The organism is Halobacillus mangrovi (assembly GCF_002097535.1).
Classification (GTDB): Bacteria; Bacillota; Bacilli; order Bacillales; family Halobacillaceae; genus Halobacillus; species Halobacillus mangrovi_A.
This window is the reverse complement of record NZ_CP020772.1, coordinates 3,442,337-3,460,838: the sequence shown is the minus strand read 5'-3', so window position 1 is coordinate 3,460,838 and position 18,502 is coordinate 3,442,337. Positions and strand designations below refer to the sequence as shown.

Annotated in this window: 19 protein-coding genes; 15 read left to right on the top strand and 4 right to left on the bottom strand. The window is 42.8% G+C overall.

Annotation, left to right across the window (positions count from 1 at the left end; translation table 11 throughout):
* Positions 1 to 5: 5 nt before the first annotated feature.
* A complete protein-coding gene (locus HM131_RS17395; RefSeq protein ID WP_085030962.1) occupies positions 6 to 422 on the bottom strand; it encodes an excalibur calcium-binding domain-containing protein in 417 nt (138 codons plus the stop codon).
* Positions 423 to 661: 239 nt separating this feature from the next.
* Here HM131_RS17395 and HM131_RS17390 point away from each other — a divergent pair, with 239 nt between their 5' ends.
* The 5 genes from HM131_RS17390 to HM131_RS17370 all read left to right on the top strand — a co-directional run bounded on the left by HM131_RS17390 (position 662) and on the right by HM131_RS17370 (position 6,338).
* The gene (locus HM131_RS17390; RefSeq protein WP_085030961.1) at positions 662 to 2,305 is read left to right on the top strand and encodes an SLC13 family permease; all 1,644 of its coding nucleotides are present in this window, start codon (positions 662 to 664) and stop codon (positions 2,303 to 2,305) included.
* A 19-nt stretch (positions 2,306 to 2,324) separates the two neighbouring features.
* Positions 2,325 to 3,515, top strand: coding sequence for an MFS transporter (locus HM131_RS17385; RefSeq protein WP_085030960.1), 1,191 nt, complete (start codon positions 2,325 to 2,327; stop codon positions 3,513 to 3,515).
* 27 nt (positions 3,516 to 3,542) lie between these two features.
* On the top strand, positions 3,543 to 3,884 hold the full coding sequence (locus HM131_RS17380) for a CHY zinc finger protein (protein ID WP_085030959.1): 342 nt from the start codon (positions 3,543 to 3,545) through the stop codon (positions 3,882 to 3,884).
* A gap of 356 nt (positions 3,885 to 4,240) precedes the next feature.
* The gene (locus HM131_RS17375; RefSeq protein ID WP_157130916.1) at positions 4,241 to 5,731 is read left to right on the top strand and encodes an alkaline phosphatase; all 1,491 of its coding nucleotides are present in this window, start codon (positions 4,241 to 4,243) and stop codon (positions 5,729 to 5,731) included.
* A gap of 208 nt (positions 5,732 to 5,939) precedes the next feature.
* Positions 5,940 to 6,338 carry a DUF4870 domain-containing protein gene (locus tag HM131_RS17370; protein WP_232324814.1) on the top strand — a complete coding sequence of 133 codons (399 nt, stop codon included), beginning with the start codon at positions 5,940 to 5,942 and terminating at the stop codon, positions 6,336 to 6,338.
* Positions 6,339 to 6,458: 120 nt separating this feature from the next.
* Here the strand turns inward: HM131_RS17370 and HM131_RS17365 are convergent, their stop codons facing one another.
* Together HM131_RS17365 and HM131_RS17360 are read right to left on the bottom strand one after the other, a co-directional pair.
* Positions 6,459 to 6,764 carry a MerR family transcriptional regulator gene (locus HM131_RS17365; RefSeq protein ID WP_085030957.1) on the bottom strand — a complete coding sequence of 102 codons (306 nt, stop codon included), beginning with the start codon at positions 6,762 to 6,764 and terminating at the stop codon, positions 6,459 to 6,461.
* A 29-nt stretch (positions 6,765 to 6,793) separates the two neighbouring features.
* Positions 6,794 to 6,949 (bottom strand): Fur-regulated basic protein FbpA, encoded by a 156-nt coding sequence (locus tag HM131_RS17360; RefSeq protein ID WP_085030956.1) that lies wholly within the window; start codon positions 6,947 to 6,949, stop codon positions 6,794 to 6,796.
* A gap of 309 nt (positions 6,950 to 7,258) precedes the next feature.
* Between HM131_RS17360 and HM131_RS17355 the strand changes: the two genes are divergently transcribed.
* Positions 7,259 to 8,317: an AI-2E family transporter gene (locus tag HM131_RS17355; protein WP_085030955.1), complete on the top strand. Its 1,059-nt coding sequence runs from the start codon at positions 7,259 to 7,261 to the stop codon at positions 8,315 to 8,317.
* 37 nt (positions 8,318 to 8,354) lie between these two features.
* Here the strand turns inward: HM131_RS17355 and HM131_RS17350 are convergent, their stop codons facing one another.
* Positions 8,355 to 9,602 (bottom strand): CYP152 family fatty-acid peroxygenase CypC, encoded by a 1,248-nt coding sequence (locus tag HM131_RS17350; protein WP_085030954.1) that lies wholly within the window; start codon positions 9,600 to 9,602, stop codon positions 8,355 to 8,357.
* A 322-nt stretch (positions 9,603 to 9,924) separates the two neighbouring features.
* On the opposite strand from HM131_RS17350, the gene HM131_RS17345 reads away from it, so the two are divergent.
* From HM131_RS17345 to HM131_RS17305, 9 genes are all read left to right on the top strand, one after another.
* Positions 9,925 to 10,542: a hypothetical protein gene (locus HM131_RS17345; RefSeq protein WP_085030953.1), complete on the top strand. Its 618-nt coding sequence runs from the start codon at positions 9,925 to 9,927 to the stop codon at positions 10,540 to 10,542.
* Between the two features lie 188 nt (positions 10,543 to 10,730).
* Positions 10,731 to 11,513, top strand: coding sequence for a fumarylacetoacetate hydrolase family protein (locus HM131_RS17340; protein ID WP_085030952.1), 783 nt, complete (start codon positions 10,731 to 10,733; stop codon positions 11,511 to 11,513).
* Positions 11,514 to 11,729: 216 nt separating this feature from the next.
* On the top strand, positions 11,730 to 12,746 hold the full coding sequence (locus HM131_RS17335; RefSeq protein WP_198162665.1) for a LacI family DNA-binding transcriptional regulator: 1,017 nt from the start codon (positions 11,730 to 11,732) through the stop codon (positions 12,744 to 12,746).
* A gap of 35 nt (positions 12,747 to 12,781) precedes the next feature.
* Positions 12,782 to 13,678 (top strand): energy-coupling factor transporter transmembrane component T family protein, encoded by an 897-nt coding sequence (locus tag HM131_RS17330; RefSeq protein ID WP_085030950.1) that lies wholly within the window; start codon positions 12,782 to 12,784, stop codon positions 13,676 to 13,678.
* Positions 13,675 to 14,529: an energy-coupling factor ABC transporter ATP-binding protein gene (locus HM131_RS17325; RefSeq protein ID WP_085030949.1), complete on the top strand. Its 855-nt coding sequence runs from the start codon at positions 13,675 to 13,677 to the stop codon at positions 14,527 to 14,529. The genes HM131_RS17330 and HM131_RS17325 overlap by 4 nt, the downstream gene beginning before the upstream one ends.
* 20 nt (positions 14,530 to 14,549) lie before the next feature.
* Positions 14,550 to 15,398, top strand: coding sequence for an energy-coupling factor ABC transporter ATP-binding protein (locus tag HM131_RS17320; protein WP_198162664.1), 849 nt, complete (start codon positions 14,550 to 14,552; stop codon positions 15,396 to 15,398).
* On the top strand, positions 15,382 to 16,254 hold the full coding sequence (locus HM131_RS17315; protein WP_085030947.1) for a nucleoside phosphorylase: 873 nt from the start codon (positions 15,382 to 15,384) through the stop codon (positions 16,252 to 16,254). Before HM131_RS17320 ends, HM131_RS17315 begins: the two co-directional genes overlap by 17 nt.
* Complete coding sequence (locus tag HM131_RS17310) at positions 16,251 to 17,051, top strand: MTAP family purine nucleoside phosphorylase (RefSeq protein ID WP_085030946.1); 801 nt, start codon at positions 16,251 to 16,253, stop codon at positions 17,049 to 17,051. The genes HM131_RS17315 and HM131_RS17310 overlap by 4 nt, the downstream gene beginning before the upstream one ends.
* A gap of 105 nt (positions 17,052 to 17,156) precedes the next feature.
* A complete protein-coding gene (locus tag HM131_RS17305) occupies positions 17,157 to 18,494 on the top strand; it encodes an amidohydrolase family protein (RefSeq protein ID WP_198162663.1) in 1,338 nt (445 codons plus the stop codon).
* Positions 18,495 to 18,502 lie beyond the last annotated feature (8 nt).

Below are 18,502 nucleotides of genomic sequence, written 5' to 3'. Positions count from 1 at the left end.
AACTATTAATGCTGTCTGCGGAATACCAGAAGGGATCCGCCGATCGCTATTAAACCGGCACCTAACAGCGCGTATGTAGCGTAAGGTGCTGAAGTATCAGGCATTTCTCCGCCCTCTTCCATGTTTTCCTCAGTAGTGGATTCATCCGAGGATTCTTCGCTTTCCATCGCATCGTCGGAAGAGCTGTCCTCGGTTGCGGAGTCATCACTGGATAGACTTTCGCAAGGGACACCGTCCTTATCACGGTCTAAACGGTCCGGATCATTGTTTTCATCGTATCCATTTTCTTCCCAATACTGCTCAGCAGCTTCCGTAGAATCAAAGTCATCACAATCTTTGTCATTACTCTCATCTGCACTTACAATACCCATGCTACTGAAAATTAATCCTAAAGAAAAGATCCCTGCTACGAATTTTTTCATACTTTTTCCTCCTCATTAAATTTAGTAATTTAATCATCCCCTTTTGGTAATTGTTGTATTTCATAGATACAGTAACCGGTATTTTCACTAGTTAAACATTTCCAAAAAGAGAAATTTTGTTCACTAGCGAAAATTCCTAGGTCCATTGTCTTCCTGCATCTTCCATCCACCTTGTGGTAAAATTTGATTATATGTAGGAATATTCATAGTTATTCGACAATAAAAAGGAGGAGAGGAAGATGCAAACTTCAACACCTTTGAAAAATTTCTGGCAGCGGCTTTGGGCTATGCACGACCAAGCGAAAGACTTAATGAAGTTTAGTGTTACTGGAAATACAGAAAGGATGCAAGAGAAGGAAGCAAAGAAAGCTCAGACAGGAGGCTCGGGTCCATCCTTTGATATGAGGCAAAAAATAGGCCTCTTTCTAGGACCAATCTTATTTATCTTAATCCTTATCTTCTTTAAACCTGAGGGGTTATCTGAAAGCGCTGTCGCTATTTTAGCAAGTACGGTTTGGATTGCTACCTGGTGGATTACAGAAGCTATGCCAATACCTGCTACCTCTTTACTTCCATTGATTTTATTTCCGCTTACCGGTGGATTAGGTGGGGATGCAACCGCTTCGTCCTATGGGGACAATACAATCTTCCTTTTCATGGGCGGATTTTTAATTGCCCTGGCGATGCAAAAATGGGATCTACATAAGAGAATTGCTTTATTCATCATAGGTCTCGTGGGCACAAGTACAGAACTTATTGTGCTCGGTTTCATGTTGGCTACAGGAGCACTTTCAATGTGGATTTCCAATACAGCCACTTCAATGATGATGGTTCCAATTGGTATGGCCGTTATTTATCAGGCTGCCGAACAGCTGAAAAAAGAGGGAGAAGGGGAGGTCGACCATTCTTCTTTCAATTTCGGAAAAGTTATTATGCTCGGGATTGCTTACAGTGCTTCCATCGGTGGATTGGCGACGCTCATTGGTACACCGCCAAACACAATTTTCCGTGCCGTTGTGCAGAAAACGTATGGAATTGAAATTTCATTTGCCGGATGGATGGCGTTTGGTGTACCGCTATCAATCATTTTCTTAGCGATAGCCTGGTTTTATTTAGTGAAAGTCGCTTTTCCAATGAAAATCAAGCAGCTGCCCGGTGGGAAGAAGGTTATTCATAATGAGAAGGAAGCGCTCGGGGTTATGTCGCCAGAAGAAAAGATTGTGATGACAGTCTTTACGATAACGGCTCTGGCCTGGATCTCACGCTCATTTGTACTCGTGCAAATCAATGAAAATATCAACGATACCATTATTGCTATGATCGCTGCCATCGCTCTTTTTCTAATCCCCTCGATCAGTAGAAAAGGAGATTTTATCTTAGATTGGGATACTGCAAAAGGTCTGCCATGGGGAATTTTACTACTTTTTGGAGCTGGCCTGGCGATTGCGACGGGCTTCCAAGAGTCCGGACTTGCCGAATGGATTGGGACACAATTGACCATCTTAGAAGGGGTCACCTTTATCCTGATTTTAGCCATTGTTGTCGCGATTGTTATATTCTTGACTGAAATTACATCGAACACAGCAACAGCGACGATGATGTTCCCGATTATGGCTTCATTAGCTCAAGCTATTTCTGTCCATCCGTATAGTCTGATGATCGGCGCAGGTGTCGCGGCAAGCTGTGCCTTTATGCTGCCAGTTGCCACACCCCCTAACGCCGTAGTCTTCGGTTCCGGGTATTTGAGAATTCCTGATATGGCAAAAGCCGGCTTTCTATTGAATATATTCGCTATTTTTCTAGTTACATTAGCGATTTATTTCTATTTGCCTATGATCTGGGGAATTGATTTGACTTCTTTCCCTGATCAATTTCAAAAATAATAGAGGATGAACTTAAAAAATGGCAAGAAATCAGCCAACAATGACTCCATACTCATCGAGGGAAGCAGGGTTTTGGTGCGTAACCATCGCGCTGATGCTCGCTTCCTTGCTTATATTTTCAACTTTGTATGTCTTTCAGCCCTTATTACCTGTTTTCGTACAAGAGTTCAAAATTAGCGCAACAGAATCAAGTTTTTTAATGTCAGCAGCGGTCATCTCGATGGCCGTTGGATTATTTGTATTGGGATTTTTATCAGATCGATACGGAAGACTCCGACTGATGCAGCTATCCCTGGTAATTACAGTCGTTCTGCTTATAGCTATGCCCTTCAGTTCCTCTTTTGAGTGGCTTGTGGCATTGAGGCTCTTGCAAGGGTTTTTCCTTGCAGGGATTCCAGCTGCAGCAATGGGATATTTAGGGGAAGAGGTCTCATCGAACCATCTGGGACTGGCTATGACGCTTTATATTTCAAGTAATGCTTTTGGCGGCATGGGGGGAAGAGTAGTAGGCGGGTATTTGACCGGCGTTTTCCAATGGGAAAGTATGCTTTTCATACTCGCAGGCGTCGGTGTAATCGCTATGATTTTATTTATCTGGTTATTGCCGAAAGAACGTTTCTTTGAAAAAGTGGATCAGTCCTTGAAAGAGGACTTGCGTGGCATGATCGTACATTTAAAGGATCGTTCGATGCTCGTGTTATTCATGGTCGGATTACTCCTGCAAATAGTCTTTACTGCAGTATGGACGTACTTACCTTTTTATCTACAATCCGATCCATACAATTGGTCACTGAAATGGATATCCATCACCTATTTTGCGTATATTCTCGGAGTTTTAGCACCACCGTTTGCCGGGAAGCTCTCTGATTCTTTAGGTCAGACAAAAATGATGTTTGCGGGATTACTCATCCTTATTGGGGGAGTGGTTCTGACATTATTTTCTCCAGTCGGGTTTATTCTTGCAGGCTTGGCGCTTTTATGTTCTGGTTTTTTTGTAGCCCACTCTATGGCTGCAGCCTTAGTCAGTAAATCAGCCACCCATCATCGGAGCGGAGCTTCAGGATTTTATTTGATCAGCTATTACACAGGTGTGGCAATAGGAAGTACAGCGGTAGGTGCATTATGGGAAAATTATCAATGGATCGGGGTAGTGGCCACAAGTCTGGTCCTTGTCTTCATATTTATTTGTTTTCCCCTTTTCAAGAAGTGATAGAATGGGAGGGAGGGAGTTGAGAGTATGGGTGATAAGCGACCAAACGTTAAAGGGATTGATGTTGATACCAACACAAGGTGTGCCCACTATCACACGGAAAAAGACATCATTGCTATTAAGTTTCATTGCTGTAAAGAATACTACGCCTGTTATTACTGTCATAAAGAAGCAGCGGGGCATCACGCCATTCGATGGCCAAAAGAAGAATGGGATGGACCTGCGATCTTATGTGGGAACTGTTCCCATGAATTAAGCATTTCAACTTACCTTGACGTAAACAACTGTCCAAACTGCGATCACGAGTTTAATGAAGGATGCAGCAATCACTACCATCTTTATTTTGAATATGACCGAAAAGGCTTGTAGAGGCTGAATATCTCTGCAAGCTTTTTTTATGACTTTAAATTTTGAATAACATACGAAATCTATTATTTAACTAAGAGGGGTTCTCAAATAACTGTTACTGATTCTAAAATATCTCCTCTTCATTCTTAAAATTCTTTTAAAGCTTACGATCCTCACGAAATGGCCTGTTTTCTCTTCCTCTCTGAAGAATGACTTTTTAAAATTGACCTAAACTAAAGGACGCAGAACTAGTAGTTTTTACAATTATTTACTTTACGATGTTCCGCAGTTTACAACTAATCCCTAAAATAGCAACTGTAAGAAAAATCTACATACGGAGGGGAAAAAGAGTGAAAAACCGCGTAGCGAAGAAAATCATGTCGGTTACTGCCTTGTCTTGCTTGCTTGTGGGGAGTACTGGGTTAGGAAGTAAGCAAGTACATGCCGAGGAACATAGTGATAAAGAAGTAAAAAACGTCATCTTTATGATTGGAGATGGAATGGGGCCGTCCTATACGACTGCCTATCGATATCTGAAGGATGATAGGAGCACAAAGGAAATGGAAGAGACAGCTTTTGATCCGCACTTAGTGGGAATGCAGTCGGTTTATTCATACGACCCTTATCATGACGGCGGGGAAGACGATGAAAAAGAAAATATACCGGATTCTGCAGCAACAGCCACATCTATGTCTTCTGGTACTAAAACCTACAACGGTGCAATAGCCGTTGATTTAGAAAAGGAAAACACGAAGACCGTTTTGGAAGCTGCCAAGGAAAAAGGATTGGCGACAGGTTTAGTTGCGACTTCCCAAATCAACCACGCAACCCCCGCTGCATATGGGACCCATGATGAAGATCGCAACAATTATGATGCGATCGCTGATGATTACTATGATGATATGATCCAAGGGGATCATAAAGTGGACGTGCTTCTTGGTGGAGGAACGGATTTCTTCGAGCGTGATGATCGTAACCTTGCTAAAGAATTCCAAAAAGATGGCTATGATTATGCGACGACAACGAAAGAAATGGTGAAATCAAAGAGCGATCAAATTTTAGGTTTATTTGCTCCTGTTGGCTTAGAAAAAGCGATTGATCGTCCTGAGGAGCAACCTTCTCTAGAAGAAATGACGACCACAGCTCTTGAGAAGCTGAAAAGTGACGAAGACGGGTTCTTCCTTATGGTTGAAGCCAGTCAGATTGACTGGGCTGGTCACGATAACGATGTCGTAGGGGCCATGAGTGAAATGGAGGATTTTGAAAAAGCCTTCAAGAAAGCTATTGAATTTGCAAAAGAAGATGGAGAGACTCTAGTTGTTACGACAGCGGACCACTCTACTGGCGGATTCTCGATTGGTGAAGGTGGACCCTATAAATGGGATCCAGCAGTGATTCAGGCTGCAAAACGCACACCGGACTTTCTAGCGCGCCAGATTGTCGAAAAAGATACTGATATTGAGAAAACATTAACACAAAACATCGGCTTTGAACTAAAAGCAGAAGAAATCCAAGCGGTTAAGGATGCAATGGCTAATGCTTCTGAAGAAGACAAAATGATGGAAGTGGATAACAGCATTGAACAAATTTTCAATGAGCGCTCTGGAACTGGCTGGACGACAGACGGCCACACGGGTGTTGATGTTCCTGTATATGCCTACGGTCCTGGGTCTGATATGTTTGCAGGTAAGATTGACAATACTGAAAATGCGGACAACATCTTCAAGCTTCTCGGTTTATCTAAATCAGAAGACGGAGGTACGCTTGCCGATACAAACGTTTCTTATCCTACTGGTGTACTTGTTGGTGCACTGATCGCAGGAGCGGGTGCTATTCTAGTTTTACGCAGAAAAAAATCTCTCAGCTAATTCATTAAAAAGATCACCCGGGGTGATCTTTTTTTATGGCTCTTTTCCTAATTCTATTGACCCTGTCCTTCGACACTCGTATAATAAAAATACAGAATAGTCTGTCACCTTTTGTTGTTTCTTCCGTTATTGTTGGGCTACTGTCATTCCATAGTCACAGTCGTTTGTCGATAAACGCTTTGATATGAAAAAAGGAGGAGTGAACAGCATGTCGCAAAGTCCAAACAATCCGATGCCTCCAAAAGGCGGAGGAACACCAACCCCTGGGATGAAAAAATCCTCGACTGGGCTGGATGAAAATGTTGGAGGGGTCATTGCCTATTTACTCGGTTTTGTCAGCGGCATCGTATTATTGCTTGTGGAGAAAGAGAACGACACCATTCGTTTTCATGCGATGCAGTCCACGATCGTTTTTGGTGGAATTTTTGTCATAGGGATGGTACTGAACCTAATTCCGATCATTGGACTTCTGGTGAGCTTACTGCTTACACCTGTTTCGCTTATTTTGTGGATTTTTTTGATGATAAAAGCGTACCAGGGGAATCGGTATCACTTACCTTTTACAGGGAAGGTGGCAGAAAGTCAGTTGCGAAAAATGATGTTTTGAGAATAAGGGCTCGTGCAGAGGTGATTTTCTGTACGAGTTTTTTTGTTGTTTAAAAGTGGTTCAATCACTGATTTTTTCATGAATAAAGGGTCTGCATCTCTGAATGTCAGACCCCTTTTTTTATCTCATTTTAAAGTGAGCATTAAATTGACCCCGGAGCATTCGTTCCATCATTTTATCCTTTTTCTCTTTACTGCTCTGCATATCTTTTTTAATCTCATACGTTTGAACACCTTCCTCACGTTTATCGGCAATTTGAAGAAGCAATTCTACATCTGAGAATGAATATCTTCGTGTGCCCCGAGTGGTTCTTTCAGGATAGATCAATCCTTTTTCTTCGTAATAACGAATTTGTCTCACCGACAGCCCTGTCAGTTCATTTACAGTTCCAATTGAGATCACTTTCTTCTCCTTGTATGAAGACATCCCTTCTCCTCCTTGAAAATAGAAAGCAGTTATGCACGATCCAGCCTTTTCACGAGTGTTTCCAATTCACTTAATGTAAGGGTTTGTATGGTTTCATCTGATGAGTGAAATACTCCAGCTTCTACCAGTCTTTCGATGTAATGTTGTTTCATTGTTTCAACAGCATGACGCAAATAATTTTTCATGATGGATCACCTCATCTTGAAAGTATTTAGAAGTAAACGAACAGGTACTGGGCTTCAGAATTGAAACAAACCATATTCATAGTTCCGTTTGGTTCCCCTCCTGCAATCTATGATACAGTCTAGAATATCTTACTAGGATTCATATGTCACTCCATATGTAAGAAAATCTAACATTAATTGTATAAACATGATATATTACCTTACATATTCAGGTTCGATTTGCCTGTTTTCTTGTATTTGGTTTACACGTTTTCGGTAAAGTGAATCATGGGTGTAAGAGGACATTAATGGTTTAAAAGGAGTGGGCGCATGTGGATTAATCATCGTTTTTTTAAATATTTAACAGGGGTCATCCTTGTTTTAATATGTATTTTTTTCTTGGAACTTCTTCATTTTTTCGAACCTATATTAAAGATTTTTAATACGCTTTTTTACCCCTTTTTGATTGCGGGGTTTCTTTTTTACTTAATCAGGCCGCTGGTAGGAGCGTTGGCTAAGATTAAGTTCTTCCCTAAGCCTGTTGCAATTCTTGTAGTGTTCGCCGGTATTGCTGGGGTGATTTATGCCGGGTTCAATTTATTGGCAGATAAAGTGATAAAACAAATGACTAACATCTCAAATCTTCCACAAAACTTAAAAGATAGCGCGAAGGAAGCGGAAAAACAAATTGAAAAGAAAGATATGGGCATGCTTTCGACTGATGCACTTAGTCAACGTGTGAATAGTTTCTTTAGTGATTTTATTCAAACCATCAGTGATAATGCTTCACAAATATTTTCCGCGATTGCAGGAGCTACCACTGTCCTGATAATTGTGCCTATAGTACTTTTCTTCTTATTGAAAGATGGCCACAAACTGATTCCGTTTTTAAGAAAAGCATTTCCGAGAAGGTTTAAAGTAGAGGTAGAGGACTTATTGAAAGATATCGATAAAACGTTATCGGCTTATTTGATCGGTCAGGTGACCGTAGCCTTTGTGGACGGTGTGCTGGCATACATCGGTTTTCTTATTATTGGACTGGATTATGCGCTCGTACTTTCGATGTTCATTATCATAACGGCGATCATTCCGTTCTTTGGACCGATTATCGGTACGATTCCGGCGTTTGTCGTAGCCCTTATGCAGGATCCTGCCATGGCGCTTTATGTCATTATTATCATAATTGTGGTACAGCAGTTGGAGGGGAATCTAGTTGCACCGCTGGTTCTCGGCAACCGGCTTCATATGCACCCGCTTACGATTATTTTGCTAATTATAGTGGCGGCTCCTTTATTTGGTTTTATTGGAATGGTTATTATCGTGCCGTTGTATGCAGTTGTGAAAATGGTGTTAAAAGATCTATATAAAATGTATCAAGCGCACACATGAGAAAAGCCAGCTCCTTGTGAAAGGGGCTGGCTTTTCGTTATCTCATAGTGACTTCTTTCATGATGAACCCGCTCTTTGGAAGCGAGGGCATCTTACGAAGGCTGTAGCTGTAATCTTGTTTAGGAACCTTGTACTGAAGGTGGCGTGCCATAAATTGAAAGCTTGCCTGAAGAACTTCGAGTGTCGGCCATTCACCAGGACAGCGGTGTCCCTTATAATAGTCGCCTCCTCCTTGAGGGATCAAGTCAAATAGTCCGCCTTCCCAATCTTGAAATCGTTCTGGTTTGAAAGTGTCTGGATCCTCCCATATACGCGGGTCGTGGTTCGTTCCGTAAACGTCGATAAGGACAAGTTGGTCTTTTTTAAATGAGTATTGCTGCCAGGTAAAATCATGATTAACGCACGCACCCAAGTAAGGGACAAATGGGTAATAACGCCTAACTTCCTGAGTGAAGTGGAAGAGATAATCGTCGTCTCCAGCCACTTGAGGTTTTGTATGAGGAAAATCCTCAAGGGCAACGGCTCCAAATGTTAGAAATTTGGATATGGCAACAAGCGGGCGGATTACATTAAGGAGCTCAATGGCAGCCATACGGGCATCCAGTTGTTTTCCTTTAAGATCTCTATGGTTTGCCATCTCATAAAGTGCTGTACCTTCCTGAAGATCAAGTTTACCTTCTCTTACTTTAATAATAAGGTTTTCTATCCATTTTTCTGAACGTTTACGCGCTCTTCGGCTCTCGATATGCTTAGGACCCACTGCGCTGAATCCATCGATCATCTTACTTAAATCCTCGGTTCGTTTTGGGACCTCTTTTTCTAATAGAGGTACTCCTGCCCAATCGCACGCTGTCCGGCATAATAGTTCACGAGTCTCATCATAAAGGACAACTTTTTTCATCCCTTGCCATTTGCCGGCAAACTGTTCCCAATAGGTAGTTGTGAGTTCACGGAGGTTTTCTAATGCTTCAGGTGTCATTAAAGACATAAACAAAAGCTTGCGGTGGGCATGAGCTTCACCATCCATTGTTTGTATTGCGTTTTCTCCAAATAACGTTTTTAAAACGCGTTTAGGCAAAGCTCCATTCCTATTCATACGTTTGGTATCATAAAAAAGCTCTGCCCCTTTTTCTCCGCTTAAAAGTGCTACTTTTTGACCTAACAATCTGGTTTCATATACATCTAAATGATGATTTTGAACGCGTTTGGGTATAAATTCATATCCATCTTTAAAAAGAATAAGTGTATTGTCTAAGGTTCTGTCTTTCGGTACTTTCATGGCCATATGTATGCCCCTCCTCATGGTTTACATGTTCTATTAGTTTCCTCTGAAAACCATTGAATAAACCAGTCTGGATGAGAAAAGTGGCTAAAATGAAAGTAGAGAAGAGAGTGAGGTGAATGTAAATAATTAGTATTTTCAAAAAATTGTTGAAATTTGAAAACTCTCTATGTATAATTCTTTTTAAGAAAGCGTTTCCATATAAACTGCATTCCCAATCTCTTCCTTCTTGTGGAAACGTTTTTACATAATAACTGTGAGGGGGGTGTCGACTAGGGAGGGTGAATGTATAACCACAAAAAAACGAGGAGGTATATGAAAAGGTATGATGAAAAAGAATTCGAGTTTCATTGTAGCCATGATTCCTGCCGGTATTGCGTTGAACTGGGTAGCGAATTCGATTGTTGAGATGCTAAAGCTTCCGTTGTTTTTGAATAACATAGGAACCGTGTTGAATGCCATTGTGCTTGGACCGCTTTGGGGCGGAGCCACAGCATTGATGACGAATGTGATTCTGGCACTTATTGTTCGTTGGACCTACTTACCATTTGCTGCAGTTGGAATATTTGTCGCTTTCTTAGCCCACTTTTTCTATAAAAAAGGCTGGTTTAAGAAGGGGTGGAAGGTTATTACTTCAGGTGCGGTTACTGGATTACTAGCTTCAGCAGTAGCTACAGTGATATCTGTCTATGTTTTTGGTGGTTTTTCCGGTCATACCGTCGATGTGTTGACGGCTGGACTGATTGCCTCAGGTCAGCAAATATTTAACGCTGCGTTTATCGCCAATATCCCTGGCACTATGGCAGATAAAATCCTTACATTCTGGATTGTTTGGATGATACTTAAGATCTTCCCAGTACGCTTTCTTCCGAACGCTAAAGATATCAGGGAAAAGATCGGAGCAGTGAAGAGTAAGCATAAGGAAAGAAAAATGTCCGCATAAAAAAGAACATCAACACAACACACTTTTGGACGAGGGTTGTATGATGCTCTTTCAGCTTACCTAAGATTTTATAGAAGAAAAGACTAGAAATCAATAAATAACAACTGGTTAACACTTGGAAAAGGGTCAAATCATCTGACGCTTTGACCTTTTTCCAATAAAAAAAAAAGAACTAGGGAGGACTGTCGATGAAGTTTGGCAGGTTTACATTGAACAGTGATAATGAAATAAAGCAGGGAGTACTCACATCTGACGGTGTTGCAGAAATTAGTGGGGACATCTATTCTGATTGGTTTTACCTAGGGCAGACGTTCTCGAGTGAAGAAGTGGAATGGCTAGCGCCGATCGTGCCAAATCAAATCATCGGAATCGGCGCCAATTATGTAGCCGATAAAAAGGACTTGCCAGAAGAAGGTCCAGAGATGCCAGTGTTTTTCTTTAAATCCCTTTCATCCGTCATCGGTCCGGAAAGGGATATCGTCATTCCGGAAACGATTGAAGAAGTGAAATTTGAATCAGAGCTGGCCGTAGTCATCGGAAAAGAAGCGAAGGATATTGAAGAAAAAGACGTGCTGGATTACGTCTTTGGCTATACGATTGGAAATGATGTGACAGCTCCTCAATTCTTCCATAAGGATGGGCACTGGACGCTCGGGAAGTCGTTCGATACATTCACGCCACTGGGGCCGGTGATAGAAACTAACTTCGATCCTGCTCAAGCAAGGATTCAAGCGTTTCATAATGGAACGAAGAAACAAGATAGCCCAACATACCTGATGATCGTCCCGATAAAGCGAATGATTTCTTACTTGAGTAAAGTCATGACGCTTAAGGCTGGAGACGTCATTTTAACAGGAAGCCCGGTTGGGGCGGAGTTTTTGAGTGAACATGATGAGGTTGAATGTAAGATTAAAGGAATTGGTTCTTTAGAGAATCGCGTCATTCGTTCAAAGCGTAAGGTAAATGTGTAATACAACCTTCCTTTATTTTGAGTTCATGTAAAAACGTTTCCATATAATTTTCATTAAATATTTCAATATTTTCAGAATATTATTGAAAATAAACCTCCTATTAAAGTATAATGAAAACAACTAGAAAACGGATTTTCCCGGGGATGGAACGACGATCATCCATATAATGATCGAAATACAGGGAAACGTTTCCATAAAATGATAGGAAGTGTGAAAATGGTAACGATTAAAGACGTGGCAAAAGTAGCGAACGTATCCATATCAACAGTTTCCAGAGTACTGAACAATAGTGGATACACGAGCGCCTCTACGAAGGAAAAAGTCCATAAAGCAGTGGATGAGCTGAAGTTTCAAAAAAATATGGTAGCAACGGCGATGATCAAGAAACAAACATCGACCCTTGGGTTAATCATCCCGGATATTAAAAACATTTTTTATGGCGAACTGACAAGGGCCATCGAAGATGAAGCTCATAAGCATGGCTTTAATGTCATCCTTTGCAACACGGACAACGACTTGAGCAAAGAGTCGGAGTATCTAAACTTTCTACTTCGAAAAGGAATTGACGGAATCATTTTCTCAACGCCGGAAATCAACGATAGAAATGTCCGTGAAATTATGAAGACGAGACCTGACCTGCCTCTCATTATTCTCGGAAGTCAGGTGAAAGATGTAAGGCTGGACGAAGTTTTAGTGGATAACTTTGAAGGGGGCTACCAGGCGACGAAACACTTGCTGGAACTTGGTCACCAGAAGGTTGGGTATATTGGCGGGCAGCCGGATTCTTATTCGACCGTCGAGCGGTATAAAGGTTATCAAGAAGCCCTCGAGGATTATAAAGTAAAACTGAATAATAATTATGTGAAACTTGATGAATTTAAGATTCACAGTGGTTATAACAAAGGATTGGAAATGCTTTCGAGAAAAGACCGGCCGACAGCGATCTTTGCAGGAAATGATGCGATTGCCGTCGGGATCTACAAGGCGGCACGAGAGCTTGGGTTGAACGTTCCTGAACAACTGTCGGTCATCGGGTTTGATGATTCGCAATTTGCAGAGATCGTTGACCCGGAATTAACGACGATTCGTACGCCAATCTCTGAAATGGGGCAAAAAACCGTTGAATTAATTGTCAAAATCGTCAAGGAAGGCAAGAACTTCAAAGAAACGGTTACCTTCCAGCCGACGCTCATTGAACGGGGGTCGACAAGCAGAGTTGTAGACGTCCACTAAGAACAAATACACTGAATGAAGAAGGAGGAAATGATTTGAACAGTTTGTATATGCAAAAAGATAGTCTGATTCACAGCTTAGATCCGAGGACTAAAATGATTTTTGTCGCTTTTGTTGTTGCCAGTTCGTTTATTTTAAATGACCCGGCTCTCCAGCTAGTTTTACTTGTCGCTTTATTTCCTTTAGTGGTCGCCGCAAAGCTAGTCAAACCTTATCTCGTATCGATTCAGTTCCTTCTGCTATTTGCTGTCCTCATTATGACCGTTCATGGAATCTATAATCCGATTGGAGTTACACCTGTATTTGAAATTTTCGGAGGTCTGACTTTCAAGTATGAATCGATGGTTTATGCTTCCGTCATGTCTTTCAGAATCTTAGTCATCGGTACGGCAGCTGTTCTATTTGTTATGACGACTCATCCATCAGATATGGCCTCTGCCTTAGTGAAATGGAAAGTTCCTCACTCTTTTGCTTTCATTTTGCTTTCGACGTTCCAGATCATTCCGATCATCGCAAGAGAAGCGAAAATCGTGATGGAAGCTCAGCAAGCCAGGTGTTTGGATGTGAAAGGCAACCTGATTCAACGAGTGAAAAACCTTGTACCGATGTTTGCCCCACTATTTATCATCACGTTTATGAAGGTCCACCAGCTCTCCTACGTGCTTGAATGCCGGGCATTCAGCAGGAAGGGCAACAAAACGAGCTTAAGAGAAACTAAAATTGGTTCCCTTGACTACACCTTTTTGTTAGCGATGCTCGCTGCATTTGCGTTTGAAATTTACCTCAAACTGTTCATGATGGGATCTCTTCACCTTACGACAGACGCATTGTTGACCTACTCCTTAATCGGAACGTGGATCGTATGCGGGTTTATGTTAGTGAAATTTCTTTATAAACAAGTTCAGGGGAAGATCGGAGGCGTTAGTTCATGAGTGAAATAGCCATTGAAGTCAAAGACCTCACCTTCAGGTATCCTGATACTGAAGGAGATACGCTGAAAGATATTAATTTTTCGATCGAAAATGGAGAAATCCTCGGTATCATTGGTCCTACAGGAGCTGGGAAGTCGACGTTAGCGATGTGTATCAACGGACTCGTCCCCCAGGTAATCAATGGAGAAATGGAAGGTCAAGTGACTGTAAGAGGCATCGATGTCCATGAGAGCAATGTAGCGGCAATGTCCGAACATGTCGGCTTTGTTTTCCAGGAACCTGAGAACCAATTAAGCCAAATGACGATTGAGGAAGAAATTGCTTTCGGAATGGGGAACCTCGGTGTTTCAAGAGATGAAATGCTCATTCGAATCAAGGACGCTTTAGCGCAGGTAGGCCTGACTGGGTTTGAAAAGAGAAGCCCGCTTGCCTTATCGGGAGGTCAGCAGCAGCGTCTCGCGATTGCAGCGGTATTAGCGATGAGACCGACGATCATGATTATGGATGAACCAACTTCGATGCTTGATCCAAAAGGGAAGAATGAAGTTTATGACGTGCTCCAGAATTTAAAGGACTACGGGATGACAGGAATCATCATCGACCATGAAGTCGAACGAATTGCGGCATATTGTGACAAAGTGCTTGTCCTGAATCATGGCGAAATCCAAATGTTCGGCACACCAGAAGAAATTTTCACAGAAATAGAGGAGTTGCACGCCCTCACGCTTCATGCTCCGCAAGTCACAGAATTTCTGGCAGGGTACAATCAGAAATTTAACCAGGATCTCAAGTTAGCGACAACAGTTGAAGAATCTGTATCCATTTTTGAAAACGCATACAAAAACAGGTGAGACCAACAGGAGGGATAGAAGTGAATCCGTATATTTCAGTGAAAAATGTTTCCCATGTGTATCCTGGCGGTGTGAAGGCGATCCAGGACATCAACTTAGACATTCATGAAGGCGAAGTTGTAGCCATCTTAGGAAGCAATGGGTCTGGAAAAACGACGCTCGTCAAACACTTTAACGGTTTACTTACACCGACAACCGGAGAGATCACGATCGGCGGCTTAAACACGAAGAAAGAGAAGATCGCTAAACTATCCAGCCTTGTCGGGTATGTGTTCCAGAATCCGAATCATCAGACATTCCTTCCGACGGTCGGGCAAGAACTGGCTTATGGATGTAAAAATTTAAAGATGGATGATGAGGAAATTGAAACACGTGTCCAAAAGGCCATAGAAATCTTTGAACTGGAAGACCAGTTAGAGGACAACCCTTTTGACCTTAACTCCAGTCAGCGCAAGGAAGTAGCGATGGCTTCGATTATGGCGGTATCGCCGAAAGTTATTGTGCTTGATGAACCAACGACAGGGCAGGACCATAAAGGCTGTAAACGAGTGCTGGAGCTGGTCAAAATGTTTAAAGAACATGGCCATATCGTCGTCTTGATTACCCATGACATGCATTTGATCGGGGAGCTGAACTGCCGCACAGTCGTTATGAACCAAAGCCAGAAAATTGCAGACGATCATGCGAAGGTTGTTTTCTCAGATAAAAGCATTATGGAGGAAGCAGGACTTCAGCCTCCGCAGATTACCACATTCGCAAATCAAATCTCGCACTTCGATTCAAATCAAACCTATCTAACCGTAGATTCTATCTTAGAATGGATGGATTCAAACCAAAAGGAGGCAGTTAAAGTTGGCTCAAGATCTTAAATGGAAAGCAAAAGCAAATCGACCAGAATCAGCGGATCAATCTCAATATCACATTCGGTGCCGTCCAGGGGATGTAGAAAAATATGTGCTGCTGCCAGGAGACCCTGAACGGGTGGGGCAAATGGCGAAATTATGGGATGAACAAAGGCATGTAGCCACTTACCGTGAGCATGTTACATACACAGGTAAAGTGGGAGGCGTAGGAATCTCCGCTTGCTCAACCGGAGCTGGTGGTCCATCGACAGCGAGCGCGTTGGAAGAACTGGCTGAGATCGGTGCGGAAACGTTCCTTCGCGTAGGGACATGCGGTGCGATGCAGGAAGATATTGCACCAGGGGATTTGATCATTTGTGCTGGGGCTGTTCGGAATGACGGGACAAGTGATCAGTATGTGGATGACAAGTATCCCGCTGTCGCCAACCAGGAAGTCGTCATGGCTCTGATTGAAGCTGCCGAACGTCTCGGAGTTAACTATCATGTGGGGATTGGTTATACCGCTGCTTCCTTCTTCTGCGGACAGGGAAGACCGGGATTTCGAAATTATAACCAAAGCTGGATGCATACGATCATGGACGATATGCAGCGGGCTGGCGTATTAAATTTTGAAATGGAAGCGGCTACTGTATTAACGCTCAGTAATCTCTTCCAATTGCGAGCGGGCGCCATTTTTACAGCGGTCGCCAATCGAGTAAAAGATGAATTTGAGTATAAAGGCGAAGGGGTGGAGCAGTCGATTGCTGTGGCAACGGAAGCGACAAAAATCCTCAGTTACTGGGATGATTTGAAGAAACAATCTGGAAAACCGTATTTCTATCCATCTCTATTACTTGGAAACCAGGGAGGTCAAACACTATGAAAATAGGAATTATCGGAGGCACGGGCTTTTATAACTTAGTAGAAGATTTGAGGGAAATGACGGTTCCTACCGAGTATGGAGAAGCAGTTGTCTTTGAAGGGACGCATGCTGGCAAGGAAATCTATTTTTTACCCCGTCATGGAAAGTCTCATGATAGTTTAGCGCACCAGGTCAATTATCGAGCTAATATGCTGGCGTTAAAACAGCTGGGGATTGATCATGTGATCGCCATGTGTGCGGTCGGATCATTAAATCCGGATATTCCCGTAGGAGCACTAGCTTTACTCGACCAGTTCATGGACATGACAACGAAGCGGGAGAACACGTACGGAAAGTATTCCGTAGAAATTACTCAGCCTTACTGTCCGGATCTTAACAACACCTTCCTTGCCGCTGCGAAAGAGCTGGACATGGATGTCACGCCTAAAGCCAATTACATTTGCGTCGATGGCCCCCGCTATGAAACATCGCTTGAAATCAATGTGTACAAGCAGTGGGGCATGGACGTTGTCGGGATGACGAATGCGACAGAAGCGAGTCTGGCAAGAGAACTTGGCATTGCGTATGCCGTTGTAACGATCTCGACAGATTTAGCGGCTGGGACGACGGATGTTCCACCAGATCTTGATACCCATAAAAATGTTGTGATCGATAACCAGGAGAAAATCAAAGAGCTTTTCTTAAAAACGATCGAGCTGGCTTCAGATGATAAACCTTCCATAGCCCATGAAGCTTACGAGCGGGCGCTTGCAGCTAGAAAAGAGAAGCTTGCCAAGATGGAAACGACCCAAGTCTAGTAAGTGATGCGTACACTCATAAAGAATGCTGACATTTTGTCTATGAGACCGGGGGAGGCCATTTTCAAAGGGGCTATTGTAATAGAAAACGGAAAGGTGGTCAAGGTGATTCCACAACCCTACGATGAATCTTCTTTACAGGCAGAGGAAGCCGTTGATGGGGAAGGGATGATCGTGATGCCGGGCATGACCAATGCCCACTATCATTCGTATTCCAATTTGTTAAAAGGGACAGAAAACGCCCTCCCTTTGGAACTATGGTCTCTATACACAGTCGCTTACGGTCACTCGCTGACAGAGGAAGATATAGAATTAGCTGTGTTGTTAGGAGCTGCAGAAATGATCCGAAGCGGCGTTACAGGGTGTATCGATCATTTTCCGCACCTTCCAAAAGTGGACGCCGCCTTAAAGGCTTACGAACAATCGAAGATGCACGTTTCGGTAGCTCCGATGCTTCATGATATTCCGGACCATCGGTTTCTCCAGCTGGATTTACCGCCGCATTTAATGGAAAAGCTGGAAACCAGTCAGCCAAAAACGATCGAAGAAATGAAGGAGTTCTATATTCATTTAGTCTATGACTGGCATGAGAAAAAGGGAAGAATTCGTATCATGGCAGGTCCGAATGCTCCTCAGCGCTGCAGTACCGAAGCTTTGAAACTATGTAAGGAATTGAGTGAACGCTTTGACCTCCAAGTCCACACCCATTTACTGGAGACAAAGATTCAAGAGAGTTATAGCAGGAGATTCTATAAAAACGGCTTAGTCTATGAATTAGATCAGCTTGGGTTGCTGAATGACAGGCTGTCTGTCGCTCATGCAGTATGGCTGAATTCGGACGAAATAGATCTCTTAAAGGATCGAGGGGTATTCGTCATTCATAACCCGGCGAGTAATATGATGCTTGGAAGCGGAAGGGCTCCGATTCATGATTATCTGGAAAAAGGGGTGCCTCTCGCCCTCGGCACCGATGCCAGCAACTGTGGAACAGCCCATAGCCTATTTGAAACGATGCGGTTAGGGGCGATGATTCATCGCAGCTCTCAGCCAGATTTCGAAACCTGGGCTACTCCTTACCAAATGCTAGAAATGGTTTGTGGAAATGGAGCGAAAATCATCGGAGGCAGTCCCCGTGGTCGAATAGAAAGCGGCTATGACGCGGATCTCGTCTTCTTAAACAAAACTACAACCACATGGGCTTCGGACCACCATATCCCATCACAGCTGGTCTTCCACGAAACGGGCCAGTCGGTAGACAGCGTCATGATCAAGGGGGAGTGGGTCATGCGAAATAATCAAATCCTGTCATTCGATGAATACCATGTGATCCAAAGAGCTCAACACCGCTCTCAGAAAATAGCAGAAAACAGCACTTCTTCCCTCGCCTTAGCAGACGAGCTGAAGCCGCACGTAAAGGCATTTTACAATCAATTTTATAAATAAATTAGGAG

Coding starts and splice junctions, on each gene's coding strand:
- HM131_RS17395 (WP_085030962.1), bottom strand. CDS start 422: ATGAAAAAATTCGTAGCAGGGATCTTTTCTTTAGGATTAATTTTCAGT.
- HM131_RS17390 (WP_085030961.1), top strand. CDS start 662: ATGCAAACTTCAACACCTTTGAAAAATTTCTGGCAGCGGCTTTGGGCT.
- HM131_RS17385 (WP_085030960.1), top strand. CDS start 2,325: ATGGCAAGAAATCAGCCAACAATGACTCCATACTCATCGAGGGAAGCA.
- HM131_RS17380 (WP_085030959.1), top strand. CDS start 3,543: ATGGGTGATAAGCGACCAAACGTTAAAGGGATTGATGTTGATACCAAC.
- HM131_RS17375 (WP_157130916.1), top strand. CDS start 4,241: ATGTCGGTTACTGCCTTGTCTTGCTTGCTTGTGGGGAGTACTGGGTTA.
- HM131_RS17370 (WP_232324814.1), top strand. CDS start 5,940: ATGTCGCAAAGTCCAAACAATCCGATGCCTCCAAAAGGCGGAGGAACA.
- HM131_RS17365 (WP_085030957.1), bottom strand. CDS start 6,764: ATGTCTTCATACAAGGAGAAGAAAGTGATCTCAATTGGAACTGTAAAT.
- HM131_RS17360 (WP_085030956.1), bottom strand. CDS start 6,949: ATGAAAAATTATTTGCGTCATGCTGTTGAAACAATGAAACAACATTAC.
- HM131_RS17355 (WP_085030955.1), top strand. CDS start 7,259: ATGTGGATTAATCATCGTTTTTTTAAATATTTAACAGGGGTCATCCTT.
- HM131_RS17350 (WP_085030954.1), bottom strand. CDS start 9,602: ATGGCCATGAAAGTACCGAAAGACAGAACCTTAGACAATACACTTATT.
- HM131_RS17345 (WP_085030953.1), top strand. CDS start 9,925: ATGATGAAAAAGAATTCGAGTTTCATTGTAGCCATGATTCCTGCCGGT.
- HM131_RS17340 (WP_085030952.1), top strand. CDS start 10,731: ATGAAGTTTGGCAGGTTTACATTGAACAGTGATAATGAAATAAAGCAG.
- HM131_RS17335 (WP_198162665.1), top strand. CDS start 11,730: ATGGTAACGATTAAAGACGTGGCAAAAGTAGCGAACGTATCCATATCA.
- HM131_RS17325 (WP_085030949.1), top strand. CDS start 13,675: ATGAGTGAAATAGCCATTGAAGTCAAAGACCTCACCTTCAGGTATCCT.
- HM131_RS17310 (WP_085030946.1), top strand. CDS start 16,251: ATGAAAATAGGAATTATCGGAGGCACGGGCTTTTATAACTTAGTAGAA.